The sequence below is a fragment of the Desulfosediminicola flagellatus genome (genome assembly GCF_005116655.2).
Lineage (GTDB): Bacteria > Desulfobacterota > Desulfobulbia > Desulfobulbales > Desulfocapsaceae > Desulfopila > Desulfopila flagellata.
This window is the reverse complement of record NZ_CP050698.1, coordinates 2,121,351-2,144,699: the sequence shown is the minus strand read 5'-3', so window position 1 is coordinate 2,144,699 and position 23,349 is coordinate 2,121,351. Positions and strand designations below refer to the sequence as shown.

Below are 23,349 nucleotides of genomic sequence, written 5' to 3'. Positions count from 1 at the left end.
TAATATCAATTTCTATAGTACGAGATAGAAAAGTGGAAAAACAAAAATCCAGATGAGATCCACCAGATGCCAGTACAGTCCGGAGTTATCGAGCATAGCAAATCTCTCAGCCGTAATTTTGTTCTTAGCCACGAGCACCAGACTGATTGCCAGAAGAGTCATACCGATTATAACGTGCAACCCGTGCAACCCGGTAATTATGTAATACAGGCCGAAAAATATATTTATACCAGGCTCACCATCAACCAGTCTTTCGGAGTTTGGATATATACCATGATGAAACTTGGCACCCCACTCAATGTACTTATTGATAAGGAAAATAAAGCCGCAACCAAGCGAAAACACAAGTAACCCGATCGTTAACTTCTTCTTCCCCTGCTGAATGGCTGTAATCGACGCTGCCACTGAAAAACTACTGACGAGAAGAACTACTGTATTCAACGAACCTATAACCCTATCCAGTTCCCTCCCACCCTCTGCAAAGAATTCAGGAAACGTATAAAAATACACAGCATATAAGACAAATAGTCCGCCAAAGAGGATGATCTCTGAGTAGAGAAATATCCACATCCCTATTTTTATGCCTGTCGAATCAAATCTGGTTGACATTGACGAGTCCTTACCTGGATTGTTGATCTGATCGTGCAATAATATCTTTAAAATCGTACGGGTATTCCTTAATAACGGGTTTCTCTAAAAAGTTTAAAACCGGAGGAGGTGATGGTACTGACCATTCGAGTGTCGGCCCACCCCAGGGGTCCATCGGTGCACGAACGCGTTCTCTGAAACTCATCAGCAGATTGTAAAACATTATTGCAACACCAAGCACCATTACATAGCCACCGATTCCGGCAGAGAAGTTTCCGCTTTCATACTGAGGCAGATAGTCGTAATACCGTCTCGGCATCCCCTGCAATCCGAGGATAAACATTGGAATATAATGAAAAAGAAAACCTACGCAGGCAAGAACAGCACCGACATACGCCTTATTAAAGTTGTACATAATGCCAAACATCTTCGGCCACCAGTAATGAAGCGCTGCAAAGAAGGCAAAACCGGTTCCTCCAAACATTACAAAATGAAAATGGGCAACAACAAAATAGGTATCATGAACGTGTATATCGGGACCGGCCGCACCAAGCACAAGGCCTGTAAGACCACCAACGCTAAACAGAAAAATAAACATGAGTGCGAGCAGCAATGGCGGACTCATTTCAATTGAGCCCTTGTACATGGTCGACACCCAGGAAAAAACCTTAATAGCAGAAGGGACAGCAACAAGAAATGTCAACAACGAGAAAACGAATATAGAAACATCACTCATTCCACTCGTGTACATGTGATGAGCCCAAACGAGAGAACCTGCAATTGCAATAGCCATAGATGAAGCTGCAATTGCCTTGTAGCCAAAAATTGCCTTCCTGGAATACACAGGAATAATTTCAGATATTACTCCCATCCCAGGGAGGATCATTATGTATACAGCGGGGTGTGAATACATCCAGAACAAATGCTGGTAAAGAATAGGGTCACCGCCCTTATCGGGGTCAAACAGCCCAACAGACAAAAATCTTTCAATCACAACCAGAACGAGCGTGATTGATACAACCGGTGTCGCCAGAATCTGTACCCAGGCAGTCGCATAGAGAGACCACGTAAATAGGGGGATCTGCATCCAGCCCATTTTCTTATCACGCATCCTGTGAACAGTGGTGACAAAATTCAAGCCGGTCAGCATGGATGACATACCTAAAATAAAAGCTGCACTTACCGTCATGGAAACATTACTTTCTGTGGAGACACTAAAAGGTACATAAAATGTCCAGCCGGTATCCGCAAACCCCTGCCCTGTAAACAGAGATACAACTGCGAGCACTCCGCCGAACATATACAGATACCAGGAAAAAAGATTCAGGCGAGGGAAAAACACATCATCAGTTCCCAGCTGAATTGGCAGAAAAAAGTTTCCGAATATTGCTGGAATAGCCGGAATAATGAATAAGAAAATCATAATTACACCATGCAGGGTAAACATGGCATTATACATCTCAGGTCCCATCAGTGTTCTACCCTGAGCCATCAGTTCAGTCCTGATAATCAGGCCGACAATCATAGCCAGGCTGAACCAGAATAGTACCGCCCACATGTACATGAGTCCCAGCCGCTTGTGGTCATGCGTCAGCAACCACGCCTTTATGCCCGTCAAATGTGCCGGGGAAGGCGTATCATAAAATGAGGTGGATTCTGTCATGGTGTCTCTTCCTGTTCATTACTGCTCTTGAATTTATCATGGTCACGATGTCTGCTATTCCTTCGTTTCCTGCCAAACAGGAGAAAGAACACTCCAACACCAATTGTAAAAAAAACCAGTACAGCAACTTTTACATATTGGAAAACTGCTTTATTCTTGTCAGGATCATAGTCCAGGCAAAACTCGAGAAAACGTTTCACCGACAACGCAGGAATCCCTGATTTTGCATTGGATATTGCCATATCCACATCACCGGAAACAAATGAACCATAGACGTAACGGATTATTTTACCGTCTTTATCAACAGCGATAATTGTTGAAGGATGAATAAAGGTCTGGTCAGGCATCCTCTTGAACCTGTAGCCCAATGCATCGGTAACTGCAGCAATTGACTCTTTTGTTCCGGTCAGGAATTTCCATTCATTTTCAGGAAAACCATCGTATACAAGTTTTAGATAATTCTGTTTTGCCCTATGAGCATTATCAGCGGTCTCTGTGTCACTGAAACTCAGAGCAATTGCCCGGTAATCTTTACCCGGATCAAAACTCAGACGATTCATTACAACAGCCATGTTAGCTAGATTTTTACTGCAGGCACTTGGACAATAGAAATAGATCGGAAGAATAAGCGTCGGCCTGTCAATAAACGATCTGAGCGTTATTTCTTTACCGTTTTCATCTACAAATTGCGTATCAAGAGGGATGAATTCCCCGTTTTTTTCTGTTACCCATTCCCGGTCAACATTCTGATTTGCAGACAAAAGGATCGTATCAGGAGTTACAGCATCCTGCTCCTCCTGAGCCATACCCGCAACTGGATAAAGCAATAGCGAGAGCAGTATTGCAGAGACTCGTTGTAAAGCACGCCTCATATACATAATCCGCCCTCGCTGTTTAAATTACTTAACTTCTCCGGTACCGAGATTGATTGTCATGGTAGTGCGAAACTTATGTTTACTCTTTAAGCTGTCACGACCTGCACCATAAGCAAGCAACACAGTAGTATCAGCGGTAACATCAATGTTGCCATCGTTTTTATCTTCAGATTTCAAAGGGATAGAGAATTCAATTGTTGTGATTCCGCCCTCTTCTGAACCTCCGACCACCTTAACGTCTTCAGTTCCACCGAGTTTTGTATCATTTTTATGACCGGTGCTTGTGGTTCCAAACTCGTCTACAATAGTAACCACACCCTTCTTCACATAGCCGATCACATAGTTGGCATCTTTCATTTTCTCTGAAGGGTTAAAGCCGACACCTACCCACCCATCAGTTTCAGCTGTCAGTTTACCGGCCAGATTTTCCCCGTCGATTTTCCAGGAAAATGTCATTTTTTTTGCTTCGACTGTATGGTCGTAATCCGCTGCAATACCCTGAGAGGCAACTCCAAATACCAGAAAGCATCCTATAGCAACAGATTGAATCATTCTTTGTAGCATTACCAACCCTCCTTAGTTTTTCTTATGGATATATGCTGTTGTTATCAAAAACAATCAAACAATTAGCACTGAATGTCAAATAATTTTTGTGGAATTTTCAACAACTTCGCACGCCCCCCTATCTAAAGAGCCTGCCAAGATTCTGTTCTTCCGCCAGACATTCCTGTTCTCGTTACGCAACTACTTCATTAAAACACACACGAGCGAGCAATCAATTTCTTTACAATACGTGAAAAAAAAGTACTTAAAAACACTACCAGTCATTGAAATTTCTTAATAAATTTCCTATCGATATAATCTTTTAGAAAGAAAGCAAATCGTCCCTTAGTGAAAAGAAAACCTTTTTGCAACACTCCGTAGCCATTACCTAAATTAAAAATAAGAAGATAACCGCCACCCGGAACGAATTCCTGCAGTGAATCCCCTTCAAGTGCAGCAATAAGATTATGATAAAGAACAGGATTCTGTCTCACCGCATACACACCTACTTTATCAAGCGGTTCCTGTTCAAAATAAATACAGTCTCCACCACCAAAAATTTCAGGGTGATGAATGCTTTGTAGATATCTATTGACCGGAAGACCTCCATCTGGACCAACAGTAAAACCTGATTTGGAAAAAACTGATGAAGGATGTATTCCTGAAGCGATAAAAATAACATCAGCAACACGTGTTTTTCCACAAGCTGTTTTTATTACACCACCCTCTGCAGATTCTACCGATACACCTTCGACAATATTAACACCCTGCTTTTTCAGATAATTGTTGCAGCAATTTCTAACCTTGGCATCAAATCGGTTCATCAGTCTACTGCGACAGTAAATACTCACCTCAGGCTGATTCAACCCCTCAGAGCAAGAAAGTTGCTGCAGGTTACCAGCCAGTTCGACTGCTGAAGGGCCTCCTCCGATGATGGCAATACGCAGAGACCTGCTTTTGCCATGTTTGATGAGATAGTTTCTGGCCTCAAAAAGTTTCTCAATAGGCTTTACAGTAAACACCATACACGTACTGCTGGATGAATACCTGTGATCAGTCGAACTACCCAGGTTGCATGACAGCACATCGTACTCTACGCTCTTCCCGGAGGAGAGCGTCACAACCCTTGCCTGTGGATCTATCAGCTCTACACTATCCTCGATAAAGCTGGCACCCTGTCGTTCAACATCCGCCCTGCTATCAAAACGAATATCCTCTGGCGTGTAGGTTCCTCCCAACATTCCCGGCCCCATGCCTGAGTAGTAATGAACAGCTGAAGGGCCTATAACTGTAATTGTATGCCCACGGTCCAGAATGCTTTTCAAGTTCTGTAAAGTGACCATGTGAGCATGGCCGGCTCCAGCCAGCACAAGATGTTTTCCCATACGTTACCTAACGCGCAATTGAATTTGAATGCAAATTTCTATCAGCTTATCACAATCTATAGCGTCCAAGAAGAGATGATAACTATTTTTTCTTTTGTTTATACGACAAAGTAGAACGTATTCTGTCATTTTCCTACAATTTATTATTATCGTGGCATGTCTATTTTTTCCTCTGGACAGCGCCCTTCTATGCGGTATACTATTCTGTGTCTCATCAATTATTTATTCCTTAGTCACATACCAATCGGAGGATTCTTATGCCAAACAAGATGGAAGTATACAAATGTAATATTTGTGGCAATATTGTTGAAGTACTTACTGCTGGTGGTGGAGAGCTCACATGCTGCGGGGCAGCAATGGTGAAAATGTCAGAAAACACAACTGACGCAGCTGTTGAAAAACATGTACCAGCGCTTGAGAAAAAAGACGGTGGATGGCAAGTTAACGTTGGTTCGGTTGACCATCCGATGACCGCAGATCATTTTATCGAGTGGATTGAATTGGCTGATGGAGAAACAGTCTATCGTCAGTTTCTAAAAGCCGGCGACAAGCCTGCTGCCTTTTTCCCTGTTGAGGCAGCTACTGTCACCTGTCGTGCCTATTGCAATCTGCATGGTCTCTGGAAAGCATAATTACCATCTATACCAGGTAAGCAACGAACACACCAATAGCGGATATGCTATTTCAGGCATATCCGCCTTCTCTTTAAAAGGCTATTTCGCGCCTCTGATTACCTATCACAAGCTTCCGCACATTCTGATATATTTTAAATATCGCTCTCAGCTGTTTTTCTTAATCATTTGAGTTAGGAGATTATTACTTTTCCGTACTTGCGATTCTTGACAGCCCTCCTCGGCCTACATAGTTTAAGATTAAACCACCTAGGTAAAATGAGACTATATGGCAAAAAAACAGGGTAAATCACTCGAATCCACTGCGTTAAGTACATTTATGAAACTTTTGCGATGTTCTGAGAGCGTCGCTAATGATGTACACAGGCATCTTGGTAACAGGGGCTTAACGGTCAGTCAGTACGGTATCCTTGAAGCCCTGTATCATCTTGGTCCGCTTTGTCAAAAAGATCTCGCCCAGAAAATCCTGAAAACTGCCGGTAACATCACCACAGTCATCTGCAATTTAGAAAAACGCGGCCTTGTTGCCCGCAACAGGGTGAGTGATGACCGGCGCTTTTATTCTGTAGCTCTGACAGAGGAAGGTGAGAATCTTATTAAAGATCTCGTTCCTGTCCACCAGCACCACATCATAGAACGTATGTCTGAGTTAACTCTGGAAGAACAAGAACACCTCGGTATCCTGCTGAAAAAATTATCGTTGGGCAATACTGGCACACTCATAACACCTTCGCGCAGGCAAGGAGAAAAAGAATGAAAAACACAGATACCAGGGTCGAAAATGACAGTATGGGCGCAGTCACCCTGCCATCCAATGCTCTCTACGGCCCACAGACCCAGAGAGCAATCGATAATTTCCTAATATCTCAGACCCCGATGCCCTGGAAATTCATAGCCTCTGTGATTCTTATAAAGCAGGTTGCTGCGGAAATAAATATGCAGCTCGGTCTGTTATCTGAAGATCACGCCAAGTCGATCTGTGATATTTGCACAACGCTTCTTGAAGAGGAACAGGCTGCGCACTTTCCGGTTTCTGTTTACCAAACAGGTTCGGGTACCAGCACAAACATGAACGTCAATGAGGTCATTGCCAGGATGGCAGAACTCAATGGGGTAACACTCAGCCCTAATGATCATGTCAATCTAGGCCAAAGCAGCAATGACGTAATCCCCACCGCTATTCACCTTTCTTCTGTAATTGAGCTTGCCGGTACACTGTTGCCTGCTGTGAACCACCTTGTTCTTGCAATACGAAAAAAAGGCAATGAGTATAAAGATGTTATTAAAACAGGCAGAACTCACCTGATGGACGCTCTGCCAATCAGCGTATATAATGAGTTTGAGGCATGGGCGGTTCAACTTGAAGAAGGTATCGAGCGCATTGAGAGTTGCTCGTCACGCCTGGTTCGCCTTCCGCTTGGAGGAACTGCTATCGGAAGTGGAGTAAACTGTCATCCTGATTTCCCGGGAAAGGCTATTGATAACATCAGCAAAAGAACCGGAATACAATTTTCCGCAGCCCTTTCACGCTACAAAGGGTTAAGCAGTATGGACACCGCGCTTGAGCTCTCAGGCCACCTCAAAAACCTGGCAATGTCTCTCTTTAAAATTGCCAACGATCTTCGCTGGATGAACTCAGGTCCTCTTTCCGGCATTGGTGAGATACAACTCCCAGCTCTCCAACCCGGATCATCAATCATGCCTGCCAAGGTTAATCCAGTAATACCCGAAGCAGTTTGTATGGCAGCGTCGCAGGTCGCTGGTTACGATACTGCCATCACCTTCGCTGCACAATCCGGTAACTTTCAGCTCAATACCATGCTGCCACTGATTGCTGCCAACCTGCTGGAATCTATTTCTATCATGGCCGGAGCCTGCAAAACTCTTGCTGACAAGGCAATACTGGGGTTAAAAGTTGATGTAGAACGGTGTGGTTCAACGCTAATGAAAAACCCTATCCTGGTCACTGCATTAAACCCTGAAATAGGGTATCTTCGTGCCGCTGAAATAGCAAAAATCGCCGCATCTGAAAACAGATCAGTTCTGGACGTAGCCAGGGAACATACTGATATTGATGAGAGACGTTTGATGGAACTACTCAATCCTAAAAAGATGGCCAGGGGAAACGAATAACCTCTATTGCTCTTTGCGACCTATTAAAAGTTGAGGAAATCCTTTCTATTCAAATGCTATCGAAGTGCTTGTAATTGCAACATGGCACCATAATATGTGACAAGAATCACTATTGTTGGCCACCAGAGCATATGCAACACTTTACGTATACTGCTTGATTTCATTATCCCATCATCCCAGAGATGTATTGCCATCGATGGAATAAGTGCCACCCATACGACACCTCCTGCATATAGACCTGTCTTGCCAGGCACACCAGGCAACAGAGCAATGAACATCGGGACTAAGAACATCCCTATAAGAAAGCGTCTGTTTTGGGTGGGAAACTGTCCAGTCCCTGCTAGTATATTCGTATTCATCTGCCCCCATTGTATACACGCATATACGCCAGCCAAAAGTCCTGTCGGGGTTAAGAGAATTACTGCGAGATTTAAGGCGGAGGGCAATGAACCACAAAACAACGATTCTATCCAGGTTGCAAGTGGTTCTCCTGCCGCAGCAGCATTACCTGTACCAACCAGAAGCGTTGGGGTAAGAGTCAATGCTATACACGCCAGAGCAAGATATGGCCTATTATCGGAAACTAATTTAGCCCTGTCTTCTATTCCTGCAATAAATATAATAATTCCGGGAATAAGCAGCAGAACAATTCCTGAGACCTGAATGCCGAAACCGAGGACAAGTCCAGCCCAGATCCAGGCTGAAAAAATTGTACCTACCAGAGCCCTGTAAAGTATATAGACAGAACCGCACCAGAACATGGTCAATACAGCATCATTGCTGACATAAAGCCCGGTACCAAAGAAAAAAGGCAGGATTGAGTAAAGAAGAATCGCTTTGAATGCAATAGACCTATCATACACATCCCTTGCATAATTAAACACACACACTGCAGAGACAAACCAGAGCCCCCAGATTCCTAAGCGGAAACCAAAGACGGATCCATCAAAAACCGCATGAAACATCATTGCAACGACTGCAGGAAATGGCAGCCTCATCGCATCCAGTAACGAATCCGATGATTGAATAAGCGACCAGTAGTATTGCTCTTCAGGCAGCAGACTCAGACCAGCACTATAAACCAGCCGGAGAACAATCAGGTAGGCGATTATCCCAATACCGTAAAATCGATGTACCAGCTGGCCGCAAATTCGCTTACGACCGATGGATAGTACAAAAAAAGTAACACATATATACCCGAAAATTAATCCGAATGCGCTAACAGCACCAACAGCAACTGAAGATAACCCATGGTCATTAGATAGAAAGGGGCTTGCCAGTCCTGTGCGGAGAAAAACGACCAGTAACGTTACCCAACACCAGCCGAAAACATGACTTGGAGAAATCCTGTTCTGTTGAGCTGCACCATAGGTATTATGTACATTTCGTATTGCCCACGTCCCTGCCACCAATGAGGCAAGAATATACCCGGCACTCTGACTCACCCCGAGCCCCCAACCGTGTTCGAGACCAAACGTCAAAACTGCCGTGTCGATAAAAAAGGTAGTTAAAAGAATTTTACAGAGAGTTGCAGACCCACCGGGCAGAAGATAAATTCCAGCAAGGATCAGTAACTGATGAACATAATCTACAATCACCTTTGCTTCCATTTTCGAGGATCCGTACTGCCTGTCCCTGAAGACAATAGGCACCTCTTTTACACGCATTGTTTTTTCCGCTGTTGCGAGTAGCTCAAGCCCTATTTTAAAACCATACACCTTATCTTTTATTGAGGCTAAACGTTCACGCCGAAGAGCTATAAATCCAGCTAGCGGATCCTTAACATCGGTAAACACTCTTGCCGGAAGGGTCGCAAGAATAGAAGATAATTTTCTACTTGTCGGCCAATCGGGGGTATTACCACCACTAACGTAGCGGCTTCCGATAACCATATCACATTCATCAGCAACAAGCGGTTCAAGTAAATCAGGTATGACTTCAGGAGGATGACTCAGGTCAGCATCTATAACTACAAGATATTCGCCGGAAGCAACTTCCACAGCTTTAATTACAGCCGCTGCAAGTCCTTCATTTAGAGCGTTATGGACCAGACGGACTTTCCCTGTATGAAACCATTTCGCTACGCGTTCACAGGTAGCATCTGTTGAAGAGCCATCAGAGAATATTATTTCGAGGTCGTACGATTGAAGTGCTTCAATTGAAAATATTCGGTTTAGTAGTATATCGACATTAGCGGCTTCATTAAGCGTCGGGACAATGATGGAAACAGCATGCATTTACGGTTCACCTTTTGATTCTTGAATCAATCTTTTCGTCAAATGAATACCGCTTAACACTGACAGACCTGCTTTTATTCTATCATGCCTAGCTCTAAGAATTACAGTGATTATTCAGTTTTACACCATTTCACCCTTCATTATCCCGAACACAATTAATATCACAACGAATATCGATTAAACCGGGAAAGCGTCAACCGATTTTCTTAAGACTGAGTTCATGCATTGGGACAATTATCGAATCGGTTTGCTTCACTTTCTGAATAGATTCCCATGCTGCTACAGCGTCAAGATGAACTCCCGGGCATACAGCAGGGCCATTGGCCGGAAAATTCTCTTTATTACAGCAAAATCCTGTAATAATTGCTTCTCCTTCTGCTGTTTCCACCTTAACAGATAAACAGCCTACAGAATGACCAGGAGAGTGCATCACCTCTACTCCAGGCACAATCTCGGCATCCTCGGATACCTGATTAAACTCAATCCCTTCAATAAAGTAGTTATCATACCTGTGATCAATCGGATGAGGATTATTACAGAATTGTATTTCTTCACTATGAGCGTAAAATTTTGCTTTCGTCAGTAGCAAATTATTACCACAGTGATCGTCATGAAGATGGGTGTTGATGACCAGGTCAATCTCATCAAGAGTCAGCCCGTTGTCTGCTAAATTTTCTTCAAGTGTTTTGGGTACAAGCCCTGTTTCTTCAGTAAATCCTGCAGGAGTGAACAACTCGTTTTCATCCAGGCCTGTATCTACAAGGATATTGTGATCATCTCCTTGTAGTAAAAAAGCCCAAACAGGAAGCCATATACGTTTTCCGTAGCCTTGCTGGTATGTCATTATCCCCTGATCAGGATTCCTCACTCCGGTCAATAACGGTGTTATCGAATAGGTCATAGCTACTCCTCACTGATAGAAATTCATCTGCGATCGCAATAATATTCTTATACTTAGAACATGAACCTCAATCTATAGAATGAGATTTTTCTTGCCATTTCACCTCTACTATACAAGACTACGGTTGTAGTAGATATAGATATATACACATAATTTACGGATAATCCAATCTTCTGGAGAGATTTCGATGTACGACAGGTATAAGCAGCCTTCACTTTTTGTTTCAGTAATGGCTATATTGTTTTTCATTCTCCTTACGCCAGGTTGCTCAACCCGTCACCTGCAATCCATGAATACGTTATCGATTCAAGTAGATGAAACGTTAGAAAGCTTTGAACGAACCATTATTGGAGGCGATACCTTTCTGGAAAAGAGTGAAGGCGTTTTAGTTTTTCCCTCTGTTATCAAGGCTGGAGTAGGTTTTGGAGGTGAATATGGGGAAGGCATCCTCAGGGTTGAAGGCAGAACTGCTGACTATTACTCTACAGCCGGTGCGTCATTTGGCTTTCAGTTTGGAGCACAACGCAAATCAATTGTCTTTGTTTTTCTCGATAAAGCGGCTTTGTGGAGTTTTCAGCACAGCGACGGCTGGAAAGCAGGGGTAGACGGCTCAATCACAATTGCAGATTGGGGAATTGGTGAAGATATCAACACAATTGAAATTCATTCACCTGTTGTCGCTTTTGCTTTTGATGACGAAGGGTTTATGTACAATCTCACCCTTGAAGGTACGAAATTCACACGCCTTCGTCATTAAAGACGCATTTACCTCTCACTATATAATCGCATGAAATAATGAGAAATTGAACATTATCTGTCCGTATTTCGATAGTGTTCAATCCATTTTCTGGTTCCTCTGTATTTACATGAACAGGTGGCAACTACCGATGCCAGCTTGAGGCTTGTAAAAAAGTCGTTCTTTTGAATAAAGTGACAGAATGCACCGTGCAGGATATCACCCGCACCTAAGGTGTCTGCTACCTCGACAGGTTCAACACTGACCTCTTCATATTGCCCTTTGCTCCAGGCCAACATCTTCTGTGCCCCTCTGCTAATGCACACATTACCGACACCAGCATTGCTGAGAAAATCAGCAACTGAGCGTTTTCCATCACAACCTGGGGGAATAAAGTTTTCAGAACAGATGGCATAGTCGACATGTGGAAGTAAACGATCAAGCCCCTCTTTCCAGCTCCCACCATCAAGAATAACCGGAATATTGTTCCTTTGGGCTAATTCTGCAAGATCGCAGGCGTGTTTCAGATAATATCCGTCAAGCATCAGAACCGATACATATGCCAGGTAATCAGCAGGTTCTCCCGGCCAGACCAGTCCTCGATTTGTGGTGTTTGTGTAAACCACACTCCTGTCTCCGGTGCTGGTGTCTACAGTAATTGCGGACAAGACAGGTAACTTGCAATCATCATCTGTTAAATCAACAATCTTTATATTATTTCTCAAAAGATCAGCAACTGCAAGGGTTGCAAGCGGCTGTTTTCCTAATCCGGTAATCAGGCTTACATCACCAGAAAATGCAGAATAGGCAACAGCGGCATTCGCTGCAGGTCCGCCGGCAAAGATCAGCTGCTGATCCGCTCGCAATTTTTCATTGCTTGATGGATAATGGCTTACGTAATTGAGAATATCCACTGTGGTCAATCCCAGAAACAGTCCTGTTGCCATCCCCCCTCCTTAATTGTCATTTATTATCTGGTAGTTAGTTTGATCAACAGTTTCCCTGTCAGACAACAAGTGCCTCACTGCTGCTCATGCAAGAGTATCTCAGCACATGCAATTCAGCGAATATTGGAGATGAATAGCATGTTTTTCTGGTATCGCCATCGCTTTTTACATACAATTCTCTCGAAACCCCATTTAATTGTCAGGCTCCATGCCAATCATAGATATACATCGCACCAATTGACTTTTGTTTTGTCTGATACCGTGTCTGGGACTATCGTTTCCCCGGCCGCTAATGATTCATTAACGCCTCTGGCGTTGGTGATATCTCATTCAACCACAGGGAGAATGTCGATGAAGAAAATGATTTTTGCAGGAGCAATGGTTGCTTGTGCAATGCTTTTAGCACCTCTTAGCTTGACAGCAGGGGTAGCAGAAGACTGCATCAGTTGCCACAAGGAAAATAATCCAGGTCTTCACAACCAATGGCATTACTCTAAACATGGAGTAAACGATATAGGCTGTATTGACTGCCATGAAGCTGACAAAGCAGACAAAGATGCTTTTGATCACCATGGAGCGAGTATAGCGACCTTGGTTACACCAAAAGATTGCGGTAAATGTCACGAAGCCCAAGCAGAGCAGACAACGAACTCCTACCATGCTCATGCAGGTGAGATTCTCGAATCTAATGATGCGTACCTGGCGCATGTTGCCGGCGGTCACCCTATTGTTATAACTGGTTGCGAATCATGTCATGGTGGAAAAGTCCTGATAGATGAGAGCCAACCCAACAAACTTTCCCCACTAAGTTGGCCTAATTCAGGCATAGGAAGACTCAACCCGGATGGTTCCAAAGGCAGTTGTAATGCATGTCACTCCCGCCATTCTTTTTCTGCCGAGCAGGCACGACAACCTGAAAACTGTGGCAAATGCCACCTCGGACCGGATCATCCGCAAAAAGAGATTTTCGAAGAATCAAAACACGGGATTGCCTATTATTCCAATAAAGACAAAATGAATCTCGATAAGGAAGAGTGGATCGTCGGCAAAGACTACTACGAAGCACCTACCTGCTCCACCTGTCACATGTCTGCAACATCAACCCAGCAGATCACCCATGATGTTGGTGACCGTATTTCCTGGACGCTGAGACCACCGGTTTCAAAATTCAAAGATAACTGGCAAGCAAAACGAGGCAACATGAAAGAAGTGTGCCTTAATTGCCATCAGAAACCTTTTGTCGATGGACACTATTATCAATACGATGCACTGGTCCATCTTTACAATGACAAGTTTGCTAAACCAGCTGGTAAGATTATCGGCATGCTGAAAGAAAAGAAAGTTTTCAAAAATACAGCAGCATTTTCAAATGAAGTCGAATGGCTCTACTGGGAACTCTGGCACCATGAGGGCAGAAGAGCACGTATGGGAACGGCTATGATGGGTCCGGACTATGCATGGTGGCATGGAATATACGATGTTGCCCATAACTTCTACTTCAAATTTATCCCCGAAGCTCGTCATTATAATGACCCTGAAGTAAATGCCTATATTGACAATCTGCTGAAGACAGATCCAATGCATACTTGGCTGAACGCTGACACCGCATCGCTTAAGAAGAAGATCAATAGTGGTGAATTCCAAAAAATCTATTCTGATCTTTTCAATCGTCAATAATTCCTAATACGTATTTACATCGTATTCAGATCTGGGGATTGCCGCTATGGCAATCCCCTTTTTTTGCTTTCACCTTGCCGTGAAAACAAAAAATCCGCAAACTCTTGCTACTGCAATTTGCACTTTAGCCGCCTGGAGAGAATTTTATTCTTGACCGGATTCTTTTTCATGAATATTATTCTCGCACAAGGAGGATGATCGTTATGATAGACAAGAAGAGCATGCAGATACTAAAAATTCTTCAGGACAAAGCAAGAATACCGAATGTTGAAGTCTCACGTCAGGTAAACCTTGCTCCGTCGGCAGTTCTCGAACGAGTAAGAAAACTCGAGAAACAGGGAATCATTGATGGATATGAAGTTCGCCTTAATCCGGAGAAATTCAACTGCAGCCAGGTTTCATTTATTACGATAAAAATAGACTCAGCCAACTCAAACACAGAGCAAATTGGTCATGATCTGGCTGCATTACCAGAAATACAAGAAGTGCATTTTATTGCAGGAGAAGATGGTTATCTTGTCAAGGCACGAACAGCCAATACCAAGGATCTTGGTCAACTGATTATACAAAAAATATCGGTTATTGACGGAGTAATCTCAACAAGCACCTCCACGGTCCTTGACACTATTAAAGAAACATCGAGAATTTCGATCAGATAATACGCAATACAGGAGTTTAGCATGCCACTTTCTTCATCCTATACCGATAGGCTCTATCCGGTTTTAGAGAACATTTCTAATCATTTTAATACCCCGTTCCACATCTATGATGAAGAGGGTATCCGTAATACCTGCAAAGATCTCCGCGAAGCCTTTTCAGGCATTGAAGAGTTCAGGGAGTACTATGCTGTAAAGGCATTACCCAACCCCAGAATTCTCGAAATAATGAAAGACATGGGCTTTGGTTTTGACTGCTCTTCGATAACCGAACTCATGCTCAGTCGTGGTGTTGGCGGTAGTGGTGAAGAGATCATGTTTACATCTAACAACACGAGCCCAGAAGAATTCGATTTTGCCGAAGCTTCCGGAGGTTGCATTCTCAATCTTGATGACATCTCTCTTATCCCAAAAGTTCCGAATATGCCGGAGTTGATCTGCTTTAGATACAACCCTGGAGCTCGACGAACGGGTAACGACATCATCGGCAATCCTACTGAAGCTAAGTACGGTGTAAGCCACGACCAGATTATAGATGCCTATCGCCAGGCCAAAGAGCGCGGTGCCACACGTTTTGGTCTTCATACAATGCTTGCCTCAAACGAGTTGCACTACAGTTATATGGTGCAGACTGCAGAGATGCTGCTTGAGCTTGTTGAGGAGATCTCTGAAAAATTACAGATCACTTTTGAATTCATCAATATCGGTGGTGGCCTCGGAATACCGTATCGTCCAGAGCAGGAAGCACTTGACCTTGCTGCTATGGGTCGTGAAATCACCGAACTGTTCACAGCGTTTAAAGCAAAACACTCATATATGCCAGGTCTTTATATGGAGAGCGGCCGTTTCGTTACCGGCCCGCATGGTGCACTGGTGGTAAAAGCGATAAACAGAAAAGATATCTACCACACCTACGTTGGTGTTGATGCGTGCATGAGTGCACTCATGAGGCCAGCTCTTTACGGCGCCTACCACCACATTGATGTCTTAGGCAAGAACATGGACGGCGAAACAGAAACAGTCGATGTCGTTGGTTCACTCTGCGAGAATAATGATAAATTTGCGATTCAACGTACACTGCCAGTAATCACTGATGGTGATATCCTCATAATTCACGACACTGGAGCTCACGGTCAGGCCATGGGTTTTAACTATAATGGCAAGCTTCGTCCTAAAGAACTCCTTTTACGATCTGACAGTGAAGTTGAACTCATCAGGCGGGAGGAAACAGCCAAAGACTATTTTGCAACTCTCGAATTCACCGAACAACGCTTGAAACTCTAACACACGAGCCGTCCCGCCACTGTATTTCCGGTATATTCTTTACTGGAAATACAGTGGCAATAGTATCCACTCCTGACCTTTTCCAGACATTCCTGCATTTTCCCCTACGACCTTGCCAATACACCACTACGATTGCAACAATACACAATAGATGGTAAATAAAATGGTTGTTGTATACTTTTTGTAGTGTTTTCTCTTCAGTAATTCTAAAGCAGGACATATGATAGCAACCTACTCGTTTTTTAATCATTTCTTTCAGTTTGCCCGAGTTTCTTTTTTAGCAACCTGCATTTGCACTTCTCTCACTTTGCCTGTCATTGCTGAAACCGAAACATCCGAAACAGATCTCGTGGCCGAAATGACCAAGCAGCTTGTATGCTATCCACTTGAACTGCTTGATATAAACAAAAATCGCCCTATCCTTGCTACCAGAGAACTTTGCCTGGCAGTCATTTATCATGAGAGAGGAGCTCATCCTTTATGGGTATCCCCCGAAGGCCCTGGCGAAAAAGCGTATGTCATTCTTGATCATCTCAAAAAATCATATGAGCATGGCCTTGACACAAGTAACTATGAGATCGAAAGGATTACTGAACTTTGGCATTCAACCCAGCTAACCGACCTCACTGAACTTGATGCTTTACTTACATACAATCTAGTCAAATATTTTCATGATCTAAGCTACGGCCAACTCAAACCGCATGAGGCCAACCCAGAATTATTTCCTGAAGCTGGAGAGGAAAATTTTGATCCAATTAAAGCTGTTGAATTATCCCTAGCCTCTGAAGATCTTGATGCCTTACTTAACCTGCTCCCACCGCAACATCAGCATTATGATAATTTAAAAAGTGCACTTACCAGATATAGACAGTTTTCAGATCTAGGTGACTGGCCACCTATCCCACCAGGCATGACTCTTCGCCCGGGTGAGAATGATACCCGGGTTAAACTCCTCCGAAAACGTCTTGAAATGAGCAAGGACCTTCCACTACCTCTTCTTACTCCTGGTGAAGAGGTGTATGACACTGAACTCGAAAAGGCTGTTATACAATTTCAAAAACGACATGGACTTGAACCTGATGGAATTATCGGAAAACAAACACTTGCAGCATTAAATGTGACCGCAGCCGAGCGAGTTGATATTATCCGTCTCAATATGGCACGATGGCGCTGGCAGGCGCACGACCTTGGAGACAAGTATGTACTTGTAAATATAGCAAGTTTCAACCTCAAGGCATATAAGGACGGCGGTGCAAATCGTATACTCGACATACCGGTAATTGTTGGAAAACTTCAACACCAAACCCCTGTCTTCAGCGACAGTATCAAATATGTGGATATTAATCCTTTCTGGAATATTACACCCTCAATAGCCCGAGACGAGGAACTCCCGGAACTGCGCAAAAATCCTTACCATCTCACCGAACGCAATATCCGCCTATTTTCCAGCTGGCAACATAATGCTGTAGAGCTTGACTCTACTAAAATAGACTGGCACTCAGTGACCAAAAGCCAGATGTCAGGTTACAAACTGAGACAAGATCCCGGCCCCGGCAATGCTTTAGGCAAAATCAAATTCGTCTTTCCAAACAATTATTCTGTCTATATACATGACACACCTACCCCAAACCTTTTCAACCATACTCAGCGCGACTTCAGCCACGGCTGTATCCGGGTAAGTGATCCTTTCGCGCTCGCTCTTTTTGTCCTTGATGATCATAAAAATAATTGGACTGTAGAAAAAGTGAGGGAGGTATACAACCAAACCTCCCGAAAAGTCATAAGATTATCAGATCCTCTTCCCGTACACATTACCTACCAGACTACATGGGTTGACAAAGACGGTACGATCCATTTTAATAGTGACATTTATGCACGTGACGAAGAACTGTATAAAGCACTGTTAAAATAAGTTTTTTCTTCAACAAACCATATTTATTAGATAGTATTTCCTTATGACTTTACAGAACATCACCGGTTCTATGAATCGGCGTAATTTTATTATTGCGTCGACAAAGCTGACACTCGGCCTCAGCCTGTTGTCACCAACGGACTTGTTTGCAAAAAAATCCCCAATAGATTCAATACATTTTTACCACACCCATACCCAAGAGCAGTTCGAACTCAGTTTTACCAATCGCACCTGCCCGCCTTCAATCAAAAAAGATCTGTACACTTTTTTACGCGACTTCCGTACCGGAGATACTCATCCCATTGATTTTCGTCTCATGAAAATTCTTCATAAAATTAAACGGGAAACAGGGAGCAAAGGTGTTTTTGAAGTCATTTCAGGGTACAGATCGCCGAAAACTAACGAAAAACTTCGTTCGAAAAGTAGCGGTGTCGCTAAAAAAAGTTTCCATTTAAATGGCCAGGCAATAGATATCCGTCTTACAGATGTTGCCACCAGTGATTTACGCGATGCTGCAATTTCTTTAAAATCCTGTGGAGTCGGGTATTACGCTCAATCTGATTTTGTCCATATTGATACCGGACGCGTACGCAGCTGGTAAATCATCTATTTCTCCTACCATTATTTTGAATCCATGAGCCATTCTCCGATAGATATCGACCATTTTCTTGATGTAATTGCTGATTTTGTAAAGGACAAACAGGTTCCGGTGGTTGATCTTATCGCGGTTCAAACAAAAGATCCTTTCAAAGTATTGGTTGCAACAATTCTTTCTGCACGAACTAAAGACGAAACAACGGCAGTAGCTTCAGCAAAACTTTTTCAAAAAGCTGAATCCCCGGAAGAGCTTGCGACACTCAGCGAAACAGAATTAGAAAAACTGATCCACCCAGTTGGTTTTTTTAGAAATAAAGCTAAATATCTCAGTCAGCTTCCAGAAGCACTCAAAGCTTTTAAAGGCAAAGTTCCGGAAACAATTGAAGAGTTGATCACCCTGCCGGGTGTCGGTCGTAAGACTGCTAACCTTGTTCGCAGCGTTGCGTTTAACAAACCAGCTATATGTGTTGACACCCACGTGCACCGCATAATGAACATCTGGCGATATGTTGAAACCGATACGCCGCTCAAAACAGAGATGGCACTTCGCAACACGTTGCCTGAAAAACATTGGATTCCGGTAAACTCGCTCCTGGTCGCCTTTGGCCAATCTCTCTGCAAACCCGTAGGCCCACAATGCGACATCTGCCCTTTAGAGAAACTATGCCCGCAACTCGGCGTAACTCCTCGACGCAAAACCGCTACAGCTAACAATAAAAACGCCAATGCTACACCTGGGCTGCGCCTTATCTCATGGAACGTTAACGGCATACGGGCAATGGAGAAAAAAGGCTTTACCGACACAGTTATTCAGTTAAATGCAGATGTACTTGCTCTGCAGGAAACAAAAGCCCAGCCCGATCAACTCTCTGAAAACCTGAAGACTATTGCAGGCTACACCTCATACTGGCACAGCGCTGAAAAAAAAGGGTACTCGGGCGTGGCAATCTACTCAAAAAGTGAGCCGCTTCGAATTATTACGGGTATCGGTAACGATCTCTATGACAGGGAAGGCAGAGTGATAACCGCCGAATTCGAAACATTCTATCTTATCAATATTTACTTCCCAAATGCAGGTGAAGGACTGAAAAGGCTCGATTATAAAATCAGCTTCAATATAGAATTACATAAATTTGCAAATACACTCGGTGAAGAAAAGCCGGTAATCCTTTGTGGCGACTTTAACGTAGCCCATAAAGAAATTGATCTTAAGAATCCAAAGAATAATATAAAAAATGCCGGCTATACTCCAGAGGAACGTGAGTGGATGGATAGCTTTATAGATTCAGGTTACACCGACACCTTCAGAATGTTTAATCAGGAACCGGATCAGTATACGTGGTGGAGTTATCGTTTCAATTCCCGGGCAAAAAACATAGGCTGGCGTATTGATTACTTTTGCGTTGATAGTCAGGCTGTAAATAATGTGACTGATGCAAAAATATTACAGGAAATGATGGGCTCAGATCATTGCCCAGTCCTTTTGGAATACACCCCATCAGCAAATAATCAGCGTTAATCGCTTAATTACATCTGCATTACCTTCGGTATCCCAGTTAGAGCTTGCGCAACCCATCCTGTTTTAATACAATTTCAGGATATTTGACAATATACAGAGTTCAAACCAACTGGCAATTCTTCTCAGGATATTCTTCTGGGAAACCAAAATCGTTGAGGTGTAATTATTCATTCGAAATACGCTCCCGGAAGGATTTTTCTACTTCAATGTGTTCTGTTACTCTTCTGCGCGCTCTTCACACAGTTTTCTCTTCCTTCCCAGTCTCATGCTTCTAAGAACAACACAGCAAACCAAAAGGTTTTTATTCAACTTAGATGGACACATCAATTCCAATTCGCCGGATACTACGCTGCAATAGAACAAGGATTTTATAAAAACGAAGGTTTTGAAGTAACACTTGTCGAAGGTGGCAGCGGCATAAATACTATCGATGAGGTTATCAATGGTAATGCTGAGTATGGGGTTACCAATTCGGAATTGCTCCTACAGAGGCTCAATGGCAAACCGCTTGTCGCAATGGCTTCTATTTTCCAGCATTCTCCATTGGTCTTCGTTGCTCGATCTGAAACAGGAATAACCTCTCCACAGGACCTGTATGGAAAGTTTGTCATGATGAACTTATCCAGCCGCGATATAGAACTCCAGGCTACACTACAGGATGAGGGGATAGACTTAAACACAGTGGTGGTGCTTGATGAAATCACCAAATACGAAGACTACTTTGACCCTACCATAGACGCCCTGGCTGCTTACATCACCAACCAACCGTATTTCCTCAAGCAGAAAAACATTCCCTACAACATTATCAATCCAACCTCATATGGCGTAGACTTTTATGGAGATGGTCTCTTTACAACAGAACAGGAGATAGCTGAACACCCTGAACGGGCAGAAGCAATTCGCAGGGCCACATTACTCGGCTGGGAGTATGCGATGGACAACCCCGAGGAGATTATTGAAACCATTATTTCTAAATATAAGTCGAAAAAATCCAGAGACCATTTGCTCTATGAAGCTGAGGAGATGCGTAAACTCATACTTCCGGAATTTGTCAAAATCGGCCATATGAATCCGGGCAGATGGCGCCGCATAGCAGAAATATTTTTACGCTATAAACTGGTGCCGGAAACATACTCCCTTCAAGGTTTTATATATTCCCCTGAAAAAGAAAGGGTTCCCAAATGGTTTATTCAGGCCATATCGACCCTTGCAGCATTCGCTGTGGTTGCAATCATCATCTCGTTTTTTCTGTTCCTTTTTAATCGCCGCCTGAAAAAAGAGATCATAGAGCGAAAAAAAACTGAACGTGCTCTTCAGCAAAGCGAGAAAAAACTTTTAGCCTATTCTCAGCAAACCGAACAATTTAGTCTTTCTGCAGCATCGATAATCTCCATACGGGATGAGAAAAAACTTTTTGCTGAAATCAGTAAAGCAATCGTTGAACATTCGGACTTCAACCGTGTCCTGATTTCCCTCTTTAGAGATCAGCCACCATATCGTGAACTTTTAGGAAATGCTGGTGTATCCGAAGATATTGTAAAAAAAGTGCGGGAAACAGATATATCAAAGAGCTGGTATTCTGACGTATTCAGCCTTGGTACCAAACTTGGTCACTGCAGTTATTACGTTCCCCACACGCTCAAAGGCATTCTCAACGAAGATGCGACATTTTATGGAAATGGAACAGTCCCAAAATCTGCAGACCACTGGCACCCGGAAGACAACCTGTTTGTCCGGATGAATGATGAAAAAGGCGAATTCATAGGAATAATCTCTGTTGATTCCTCAAAATCTGGTGAAAAACCGACAGATGAAGTTGTTCGGCCTCTGGAAATCTACTCCAGCTTGATTTCGCAGATAATTATCTTAAAACGTGAACACTCAAGGCGACAGCAGCTGGAACAGCAATTACGACATTCTCAAAAAATGGATGCCATAGGAAAATTGACAGGAGGAATCGCTCATGACTTCAACAACCTGCTTGGCATCATAGTCGGAAACACCGAATTGGCTCTACTCGATACTCCGGAATGGAATCCCTGTCATAAAAACCTGGCTACTATAAAAACGACCTGTTTACGAGCAAAAGACATAGTTCAACATCTGCTCACCTTCAGCCGTAAATCCGAACATGAACTCCGATTGGTGAAAATCGCTGAGGTGCTGAGAGACTCCTTACGTTTTTTACGATCCACCATTCCACCTGGAATCATGATCGACAACCGAATTGAGTTAAACAATGAGCAGGTCTTTGCAGATCCTCCACAGATCTATCAAATGCTTCTGAACCTTTGTACTAATTCAGTGCAGGCCATGAAAGGAGAAAAAGGACAGATTCATATTTCAGCCCAGATTGAATATCTCCAGCAACCGTTGAAAAGCTCTACACACCTGCTTGAACCAGGCCCATATATACGAATAGAAGTCACAGATACAGGGCATGGCATAGACCCTGCCCTGCAAGAGAAAATTTTTGACCCGTATTACACGACAAAAGGATTTGGCAACGGTGCCGGACTTGGACTATCTATAGTGCACGGTATTATTCTCAATCATGACGGTGCAATACATGTTGAGAATGGCGATACCACCGGGGTCACATTTATCATTCACCTCCCTGTTGCAAATCCTTCCAGAGAAGACACTCTTTATCAGGAGCCATCACTGCAAAAAGGCACCGAAACGATACTTCTTATAGATGATGATACAGAACTATTACATATAAACAGTCTCATGCTGGAAAAACTCGGTTACACAGTAGTTGCCGAAAATCTGCCGGATTCAGCATATAAGAACTTCCAGCAGCATCCGGAAAATTATGATCTCGTGATAACGGATATGACAATGCCTGAAATGGACGGAAGTCAACTGGCCCAGAAAATTCTTGAGATACGACCGGAGATCCCGATATTCCTCTGTACAGGGTATAGTGATAAAATTAACGAGCATGAAGCTACGCGAATGGGCATAACACGTTATTTCCAGAAACCCCTTGATGTTACTAAATTCTCGGCGGCACTACGCAGTGTATTCACTCACCACTAACACATCTAAGGCTGCCAAT

19 protein-coding genes are annotated in these 23,349 nt (G+C 43.3%); 11 read left to right on the top strand and 8 right to left on the bottom strand.

Going from position 1 to position 23,349, the window contains the following annotated elements:
* Window positions 1-12: 12 nt before the first annotated feature.
* From FCL46_RS08885 to FCL46_RS08865, 5 genes are all read right to left on the bottom strand, one after another.
* Window positions 13-609 carry a cytochrome c oxidase subunit 3 family protein gene (locus tag FCL46_RS08885; protein ID WP_136806130.1) on the bottom strand — a complete coding sequence of 199 codons (597 nt, stop codon included), beginning with the start codon at window positions 607-609 and terminating at the stop codon, window positions 13-15.
* A 10-nt stretch (window positions 610-619) separates the two neighbouring features.
* Window positions 620-2,251 carry a cytochrome c oxidase subunit I gene (locus tag FCL46_RS08880; RefSeq protein ID WP_136806129.1) on the bottom strand — a complete coding sequence of 544 codons (1,632 nt, stop codon included), beginning with the start codon at window positions 2,249-2,251 and terminating at the stop codon, window positions 620-622.
* Window positions 2,248-3,123, bottom strand: a complete 876-nt coding sequence (locus FCL46_RS08875) for an SCO family protein (RefSeq protein WP_167505785.1) — start codon at window positions 3,121-3,123, stop codon at window positions 2,248-2,250. Before FCL46_RS08875 ends, FCL46_RS08880 begins: the two co-directional genes overlap by 4 nt.
* A 27-nt stretch (window positions 3,124-3,150) precedes the next feature.
* Window positions 3,151-3,690, bottom strand: a complete 540-nt coding sequence (locus FCL46_RS08870; protein WP_136806127.1) for a DOMON domain-containing protein — start codon at window positions 3,688-3,690, stop codon at window positions 3,151-3,153.
* A gap of 260 nt (window positions 3,691-3,950) precedes the next feature.
* Window positions 3,951-5,054 carry an NAD(P)/FAD-dependent oxidoreductase gene (locus FCL46_RS08865; protein ID WP_136806126.1) on the bottom strand — a complete coding sequence of 368 codons (1,104 nt, stop codon included), beginning with the start codon at window positions 5,052-5,054 and terminating at the stop codon, window positions 3,951-3,953.
* A gap of 257 nt (window positions 5,055-5,311) precedes the next feature.
* On the opposite strand from FCL46_RS08865, the gene FCL46_RS08860 reads away from it, so the two are divergent.
* The 3 genes from FCL46_RS08860 to FCL46_RS08850 all read left to right on the top strand — a co-directional run bounded on the left by FCL46_RS08860 (window position 5,312) and on the right by FCL46_RS08850 (window position 7,819).
* Window positions 5,312-5,686, top strand: a complete 375-nt coding sequence (locus tag FCL46_RS08860; protein ID WP_136806125.1) for a desulfoferrodoxin — start codon at window positions 5,312-5,314, stop codon at window positions 5,684-5,686.
* Between the two features lie 268 nt (window positions 5,687-5,954).
* Entirely contained in the window at window positions 5,955-6,443 is a 489-nt protein-coding gene (locus FCL46_RS08855) for a MarR family winged helix-turn-helix transcriptional regulator (RefSeq protein WP_136806124.1), read from the top strand.
* On the top strand, window positions 6,440-7,819 hold the full coding sequence (locus FCL46_RS08850) for a class II fumarate hydratase (RefSeq protein WP_136806123.1): 1,380 nt from the start codon (window positions 6,440-6,442) through the stop codon (window positions 7,817-7,819). The genes FCL46_RS08855 and FCL46_RS08850 overlap by 4 nt, the downstream gene beginning before the upstream one ends.
* A gap of 56 nt (window positions 7,820-7,875) precedes the next feature.
* Here FCL46_RS08850 and FCL46_RS08845 read toward each other — a convergent pair whose 3' ends face one another.
* Window positions 7,876-10,056 carry a glycosyltransferase gene (locus tag FCL46_RS08845; RefSeq protein WP_136806122.1) on the bottom strand — a complete coding sequence of 727 codons (2,181 nt, stop codon included), beginning with the start codon at window positions 10,054-10,056 and terminating at the stop codon, window positions 7,876-7,878.
* A 193-nt stretch (window positions 10,057-10,249) separates the two neighbouring features.
* The gene (locus tag FCL46_RS08840) at window positions 10,250-10,957 is read right to left on the bottom strand and encodes an N-acyl homoserine lactonase family protein (protein WP_136806121.1); all 708 of its coding nucleotides are present in this window, start codon (window positions 10,955-10,957) and stop codon (window positions 10,250-10,252) included.
* A gap of 187 nt (window positions 10,958-11,144) precedes the next feature.
* Between FCL46_RS08840 and FCL46_RS08835 the strand changes: the two genes are divergently transcribed.
* Window positions 11,145-11,714: a lipid-binding SYLF domain-containing protein gene (locus FCL46_RS08835; protein ID WP_217909593.1), complete on the top strand. Its 570-nt coding sequence runs from the start codon at window positions 11,145-11,147 to the stop codon at window positions 11,712-11,714.
* A gap of 53 nt (window positions 11,715-11,767) precedes the next feature.
* On the opposite strand, the gene FCL46_RS08830 is transcribed toward FCL46_RS08835, so the two are convergent.
* A complete protein-coding gene (locus FCL46_RS08830) occupies window positions 11,768-12,640 on the bottom strand; it encodes a PfkB family carbohydrate kinase (RefSeq protein WP_136806120.1) in 873 nt (290 codons plus the stop codon).
* Between the two features lie 351 nt (window positions 12,641-12,991).
* Between FCL46_RS08830 and FCL46_RS08825 the strand changes: the two genes are divergently transcribed.
* The 7 genes from FCL46_RS08825 to FCL46_RS08795 all read left to right on the top strand — a co-directional run bounded on the left by FCL46_RS08825 (window position 12,992) and on the right by FCL46_RS08795 (window position 23,330).
* Window positions 12,992-14,317: a multiheme c-type cytochrome gene (locus FCL46_RS08825; RefSeq protein ID WP_136806119.1), complete on the top strand. Its 1,326-nt coding sequence runs from the start codon at window positions 12,992-12,994 to the stop codon at window positions 14,315-14,317.
* Window positions 14,318-14,520: 203 nt separating this feature from the next.
* Window positions 14,521-14,976, top strand: a complete 456-nt coding sequence (locus FCL46_RS08820; protein ID WP_136806118.1) for an Lrp/AsnC family transcriptional regulator — start codon at window positions 14,521-14,523, stop codon at window positions 14,974-14,976.
* Between the two features lie 21 nt (window positions 14,977-14,997).
* Window positions 14,998-16,257, top strand: a complete 1,260-nt coding sequence (locus tag FCL46_RS08815) for a diaminopimelate decarboxylase (protein ID WP_136806117.1) — start codon at window positions 14,998-15,000, stop codon at window positions 16,255-16,257.
* Between the two features lie 220 nt (window positions 16,258-16,477).
* Window positions 16,478-18,169 (top strand): L,D-transpeptidase family protein, encoded by a 1,692-nt coding sequence (locus FCL46_RS08810; protein ID WP_136806116.1) that lies wholly within the window; start codon window positions 16,478-16,480, stop codon window positions 18,167-18,169.
* A 43-nt stretch (window positions 18,170-18,212) separates the two neighbouring features.
* Window positions 18,213-18,770 (top strand): YcbK family protein, encoded by a 558-nt coding sequence (locus FCL46_RS08805; protein ID WP_217909592.1) that lies wholly within the window; start codon window positions 18,213-18,215, stop codon window positions 18,768-18,770.
* A 33-nt stretch (window positions 18,771-18,803) separates the two neighbouring features.
* Window positions 18,804-20,285, top strand: a complete 1,482-nt coding sequence (locus tag FCL46_RS08800; protein ID WP_136806115.1) for an exodeoxyribonuclease III — start codon at window positions 18,804-18,806, stop codon at window positions 20,283-20,285.
* A gap of 162 nt (window positions 20,286-20,447) precedes the next feature.
* A complete protein-coding gene (locus FCL46_RS08795; RefSeq protein WP_338032050.1) occupies window positions 20,448-23,330 on the top strand; it encodes an ABC transporter substrate-binding protein in 2,883 nt (960 codons plus the stop codon).
* The last annotated feature ends 19 nt before the right edge of the window (window positions 23,331-23,349 follow it).

What these genes read in the sequence shown, in the direction of transcription:
- FCL46_RS08885 (WP_136806130.1), bottom strand. Translation starts at nt 609, where the DNA reads ATGTCAACCAGATTTGATTCGACAGGCATAAAAATAGGGATGTGGATA.
- FCL46_RS08880 (WP_136806129.1), bottom strand. Translation starts at nt 2,251, where the DNA reads ATGACAGAATCCACCTCATTTTATGATACGCCTTCCCCGGCACATTTG.
- FCL46_RS08875 (WP_167505785.1), bottom strand. Translation starts at nt 3,123, where the DNA reads ATGAGGCGTGCTTTACAACGAGTCTCTGCAATACTGCTCTCGCTATTG.
- FCL46_RS08870 (WP_136806127.1), bottom strand. Translation starts at nt 3,690, where the DNA reads ATGCTACAAAGAATGATTCAATCTGTTGCTATAGGATGCTTTCTGGTA.
- FCL46_RS08865 (WP_136806126.1), bottom strand. Translation starts at nt 5,054, where the DNA reads ATGGGAAAACATCTTGTGCTGGCTGGAGCCGGCCATGCTCACATGGTC.
- FCL46_RS08860 (WP_136806125.1), top strand. Translation starts at nt 5,312, where the DNA reads ATGCCAAACAAGATGGAAGTATACAAATGTAATATTTGTGGCAATATT.
- FCL46_RS08855 (WP_136806124.1), top strand. Translation starts at nt 5,955, where the DNA reads ATGGCAAAAAAACAGGGTAAATCACTCGAATCCACTGCGTTAAGTACA.
- FCL46_RS08850 (WP_136806123.1), top strand. Translation starts at nt 6,440, where the DNA reads ATGAAAAACACAGATACCAGGGTCGAAAATGACAGTATGGGCGCAGTC.
- FCL46_RS08845 (WP_136806122.1), bottom strand. Translation starts at nt 10,056, where the DNA reads ATGCATGCTGTTTCCATCATTGTCCCGACGCTTAATGAAGCCGCTAAT.
- FCL46_RS08840 (WP_136806121.1), bottom strand. Translation starts at nt 10,957, where the DNA reads ATGACCTATTCGATAACACCGTTATTGACCGGAGTGAGGAATCCTGAT.
- FCL46_RS08835 (WP_217909593.1), top strand. Translation starts at nt 11,145, where the DNA reads ATGTACGACAGGTATAAGCAGCCTTCACTTTTTGTTTCAGTAATGGCT.
- FCL46_RS08830 (WP_136806120.1), bottom strand. Translation starts at nt 12,640, where the DNA reads ATGGCAACAGGACTGTTTCTGGGATTGACCACAGTGGATATTCTCAAT.
- FCL46_RS08825 (WP_136806119.1), top strand. Translation starts at nt 12,992, where the DNA reads ATGAAGAAAATGATTTTTGCAGGAGCAATGGTTGCTTGTGCAATGCTT.
- FCL46_RS08820 (WP_136806118.1), top strand. Translation starts at nt 14,521, where the DNA reads ATGATAGACAAGAAGAGCATGCAGATACTAAAAATTCTTCAGGACAAA.
- FCL46_RS08815 (WP_136806117.1), top strand. Translation starts at nt 14,998, where the DNA reads ATGCCACTTTCTTCATCCTATACCGATAGGCTCTATCCGGTTTTAGAG.
- FCL46_RS08810 (WP_136806116.1), top strand. Translation starts at nt 16,478, where the DNA reads ATGATAGCAACCTACTCGTTTTTTAATCATTTCTTTCAGTTTGCCCGA.
- FCL46_RS08805 (WP_217909592.1), top strand. Translation starts at nt 18,213, where the DNA reads ATGACTTTACAGAACATCACCGGTTCTATGAATCGGCGTAATTTTATT.
- FCL46_RS08800 (WP_136806115.1), top strand. Translation starts at nt 18,804, where the DNA reads ATGAGCCATTCTCCGATAGATATCGACCATTTTCTTGATGTAATTGCT.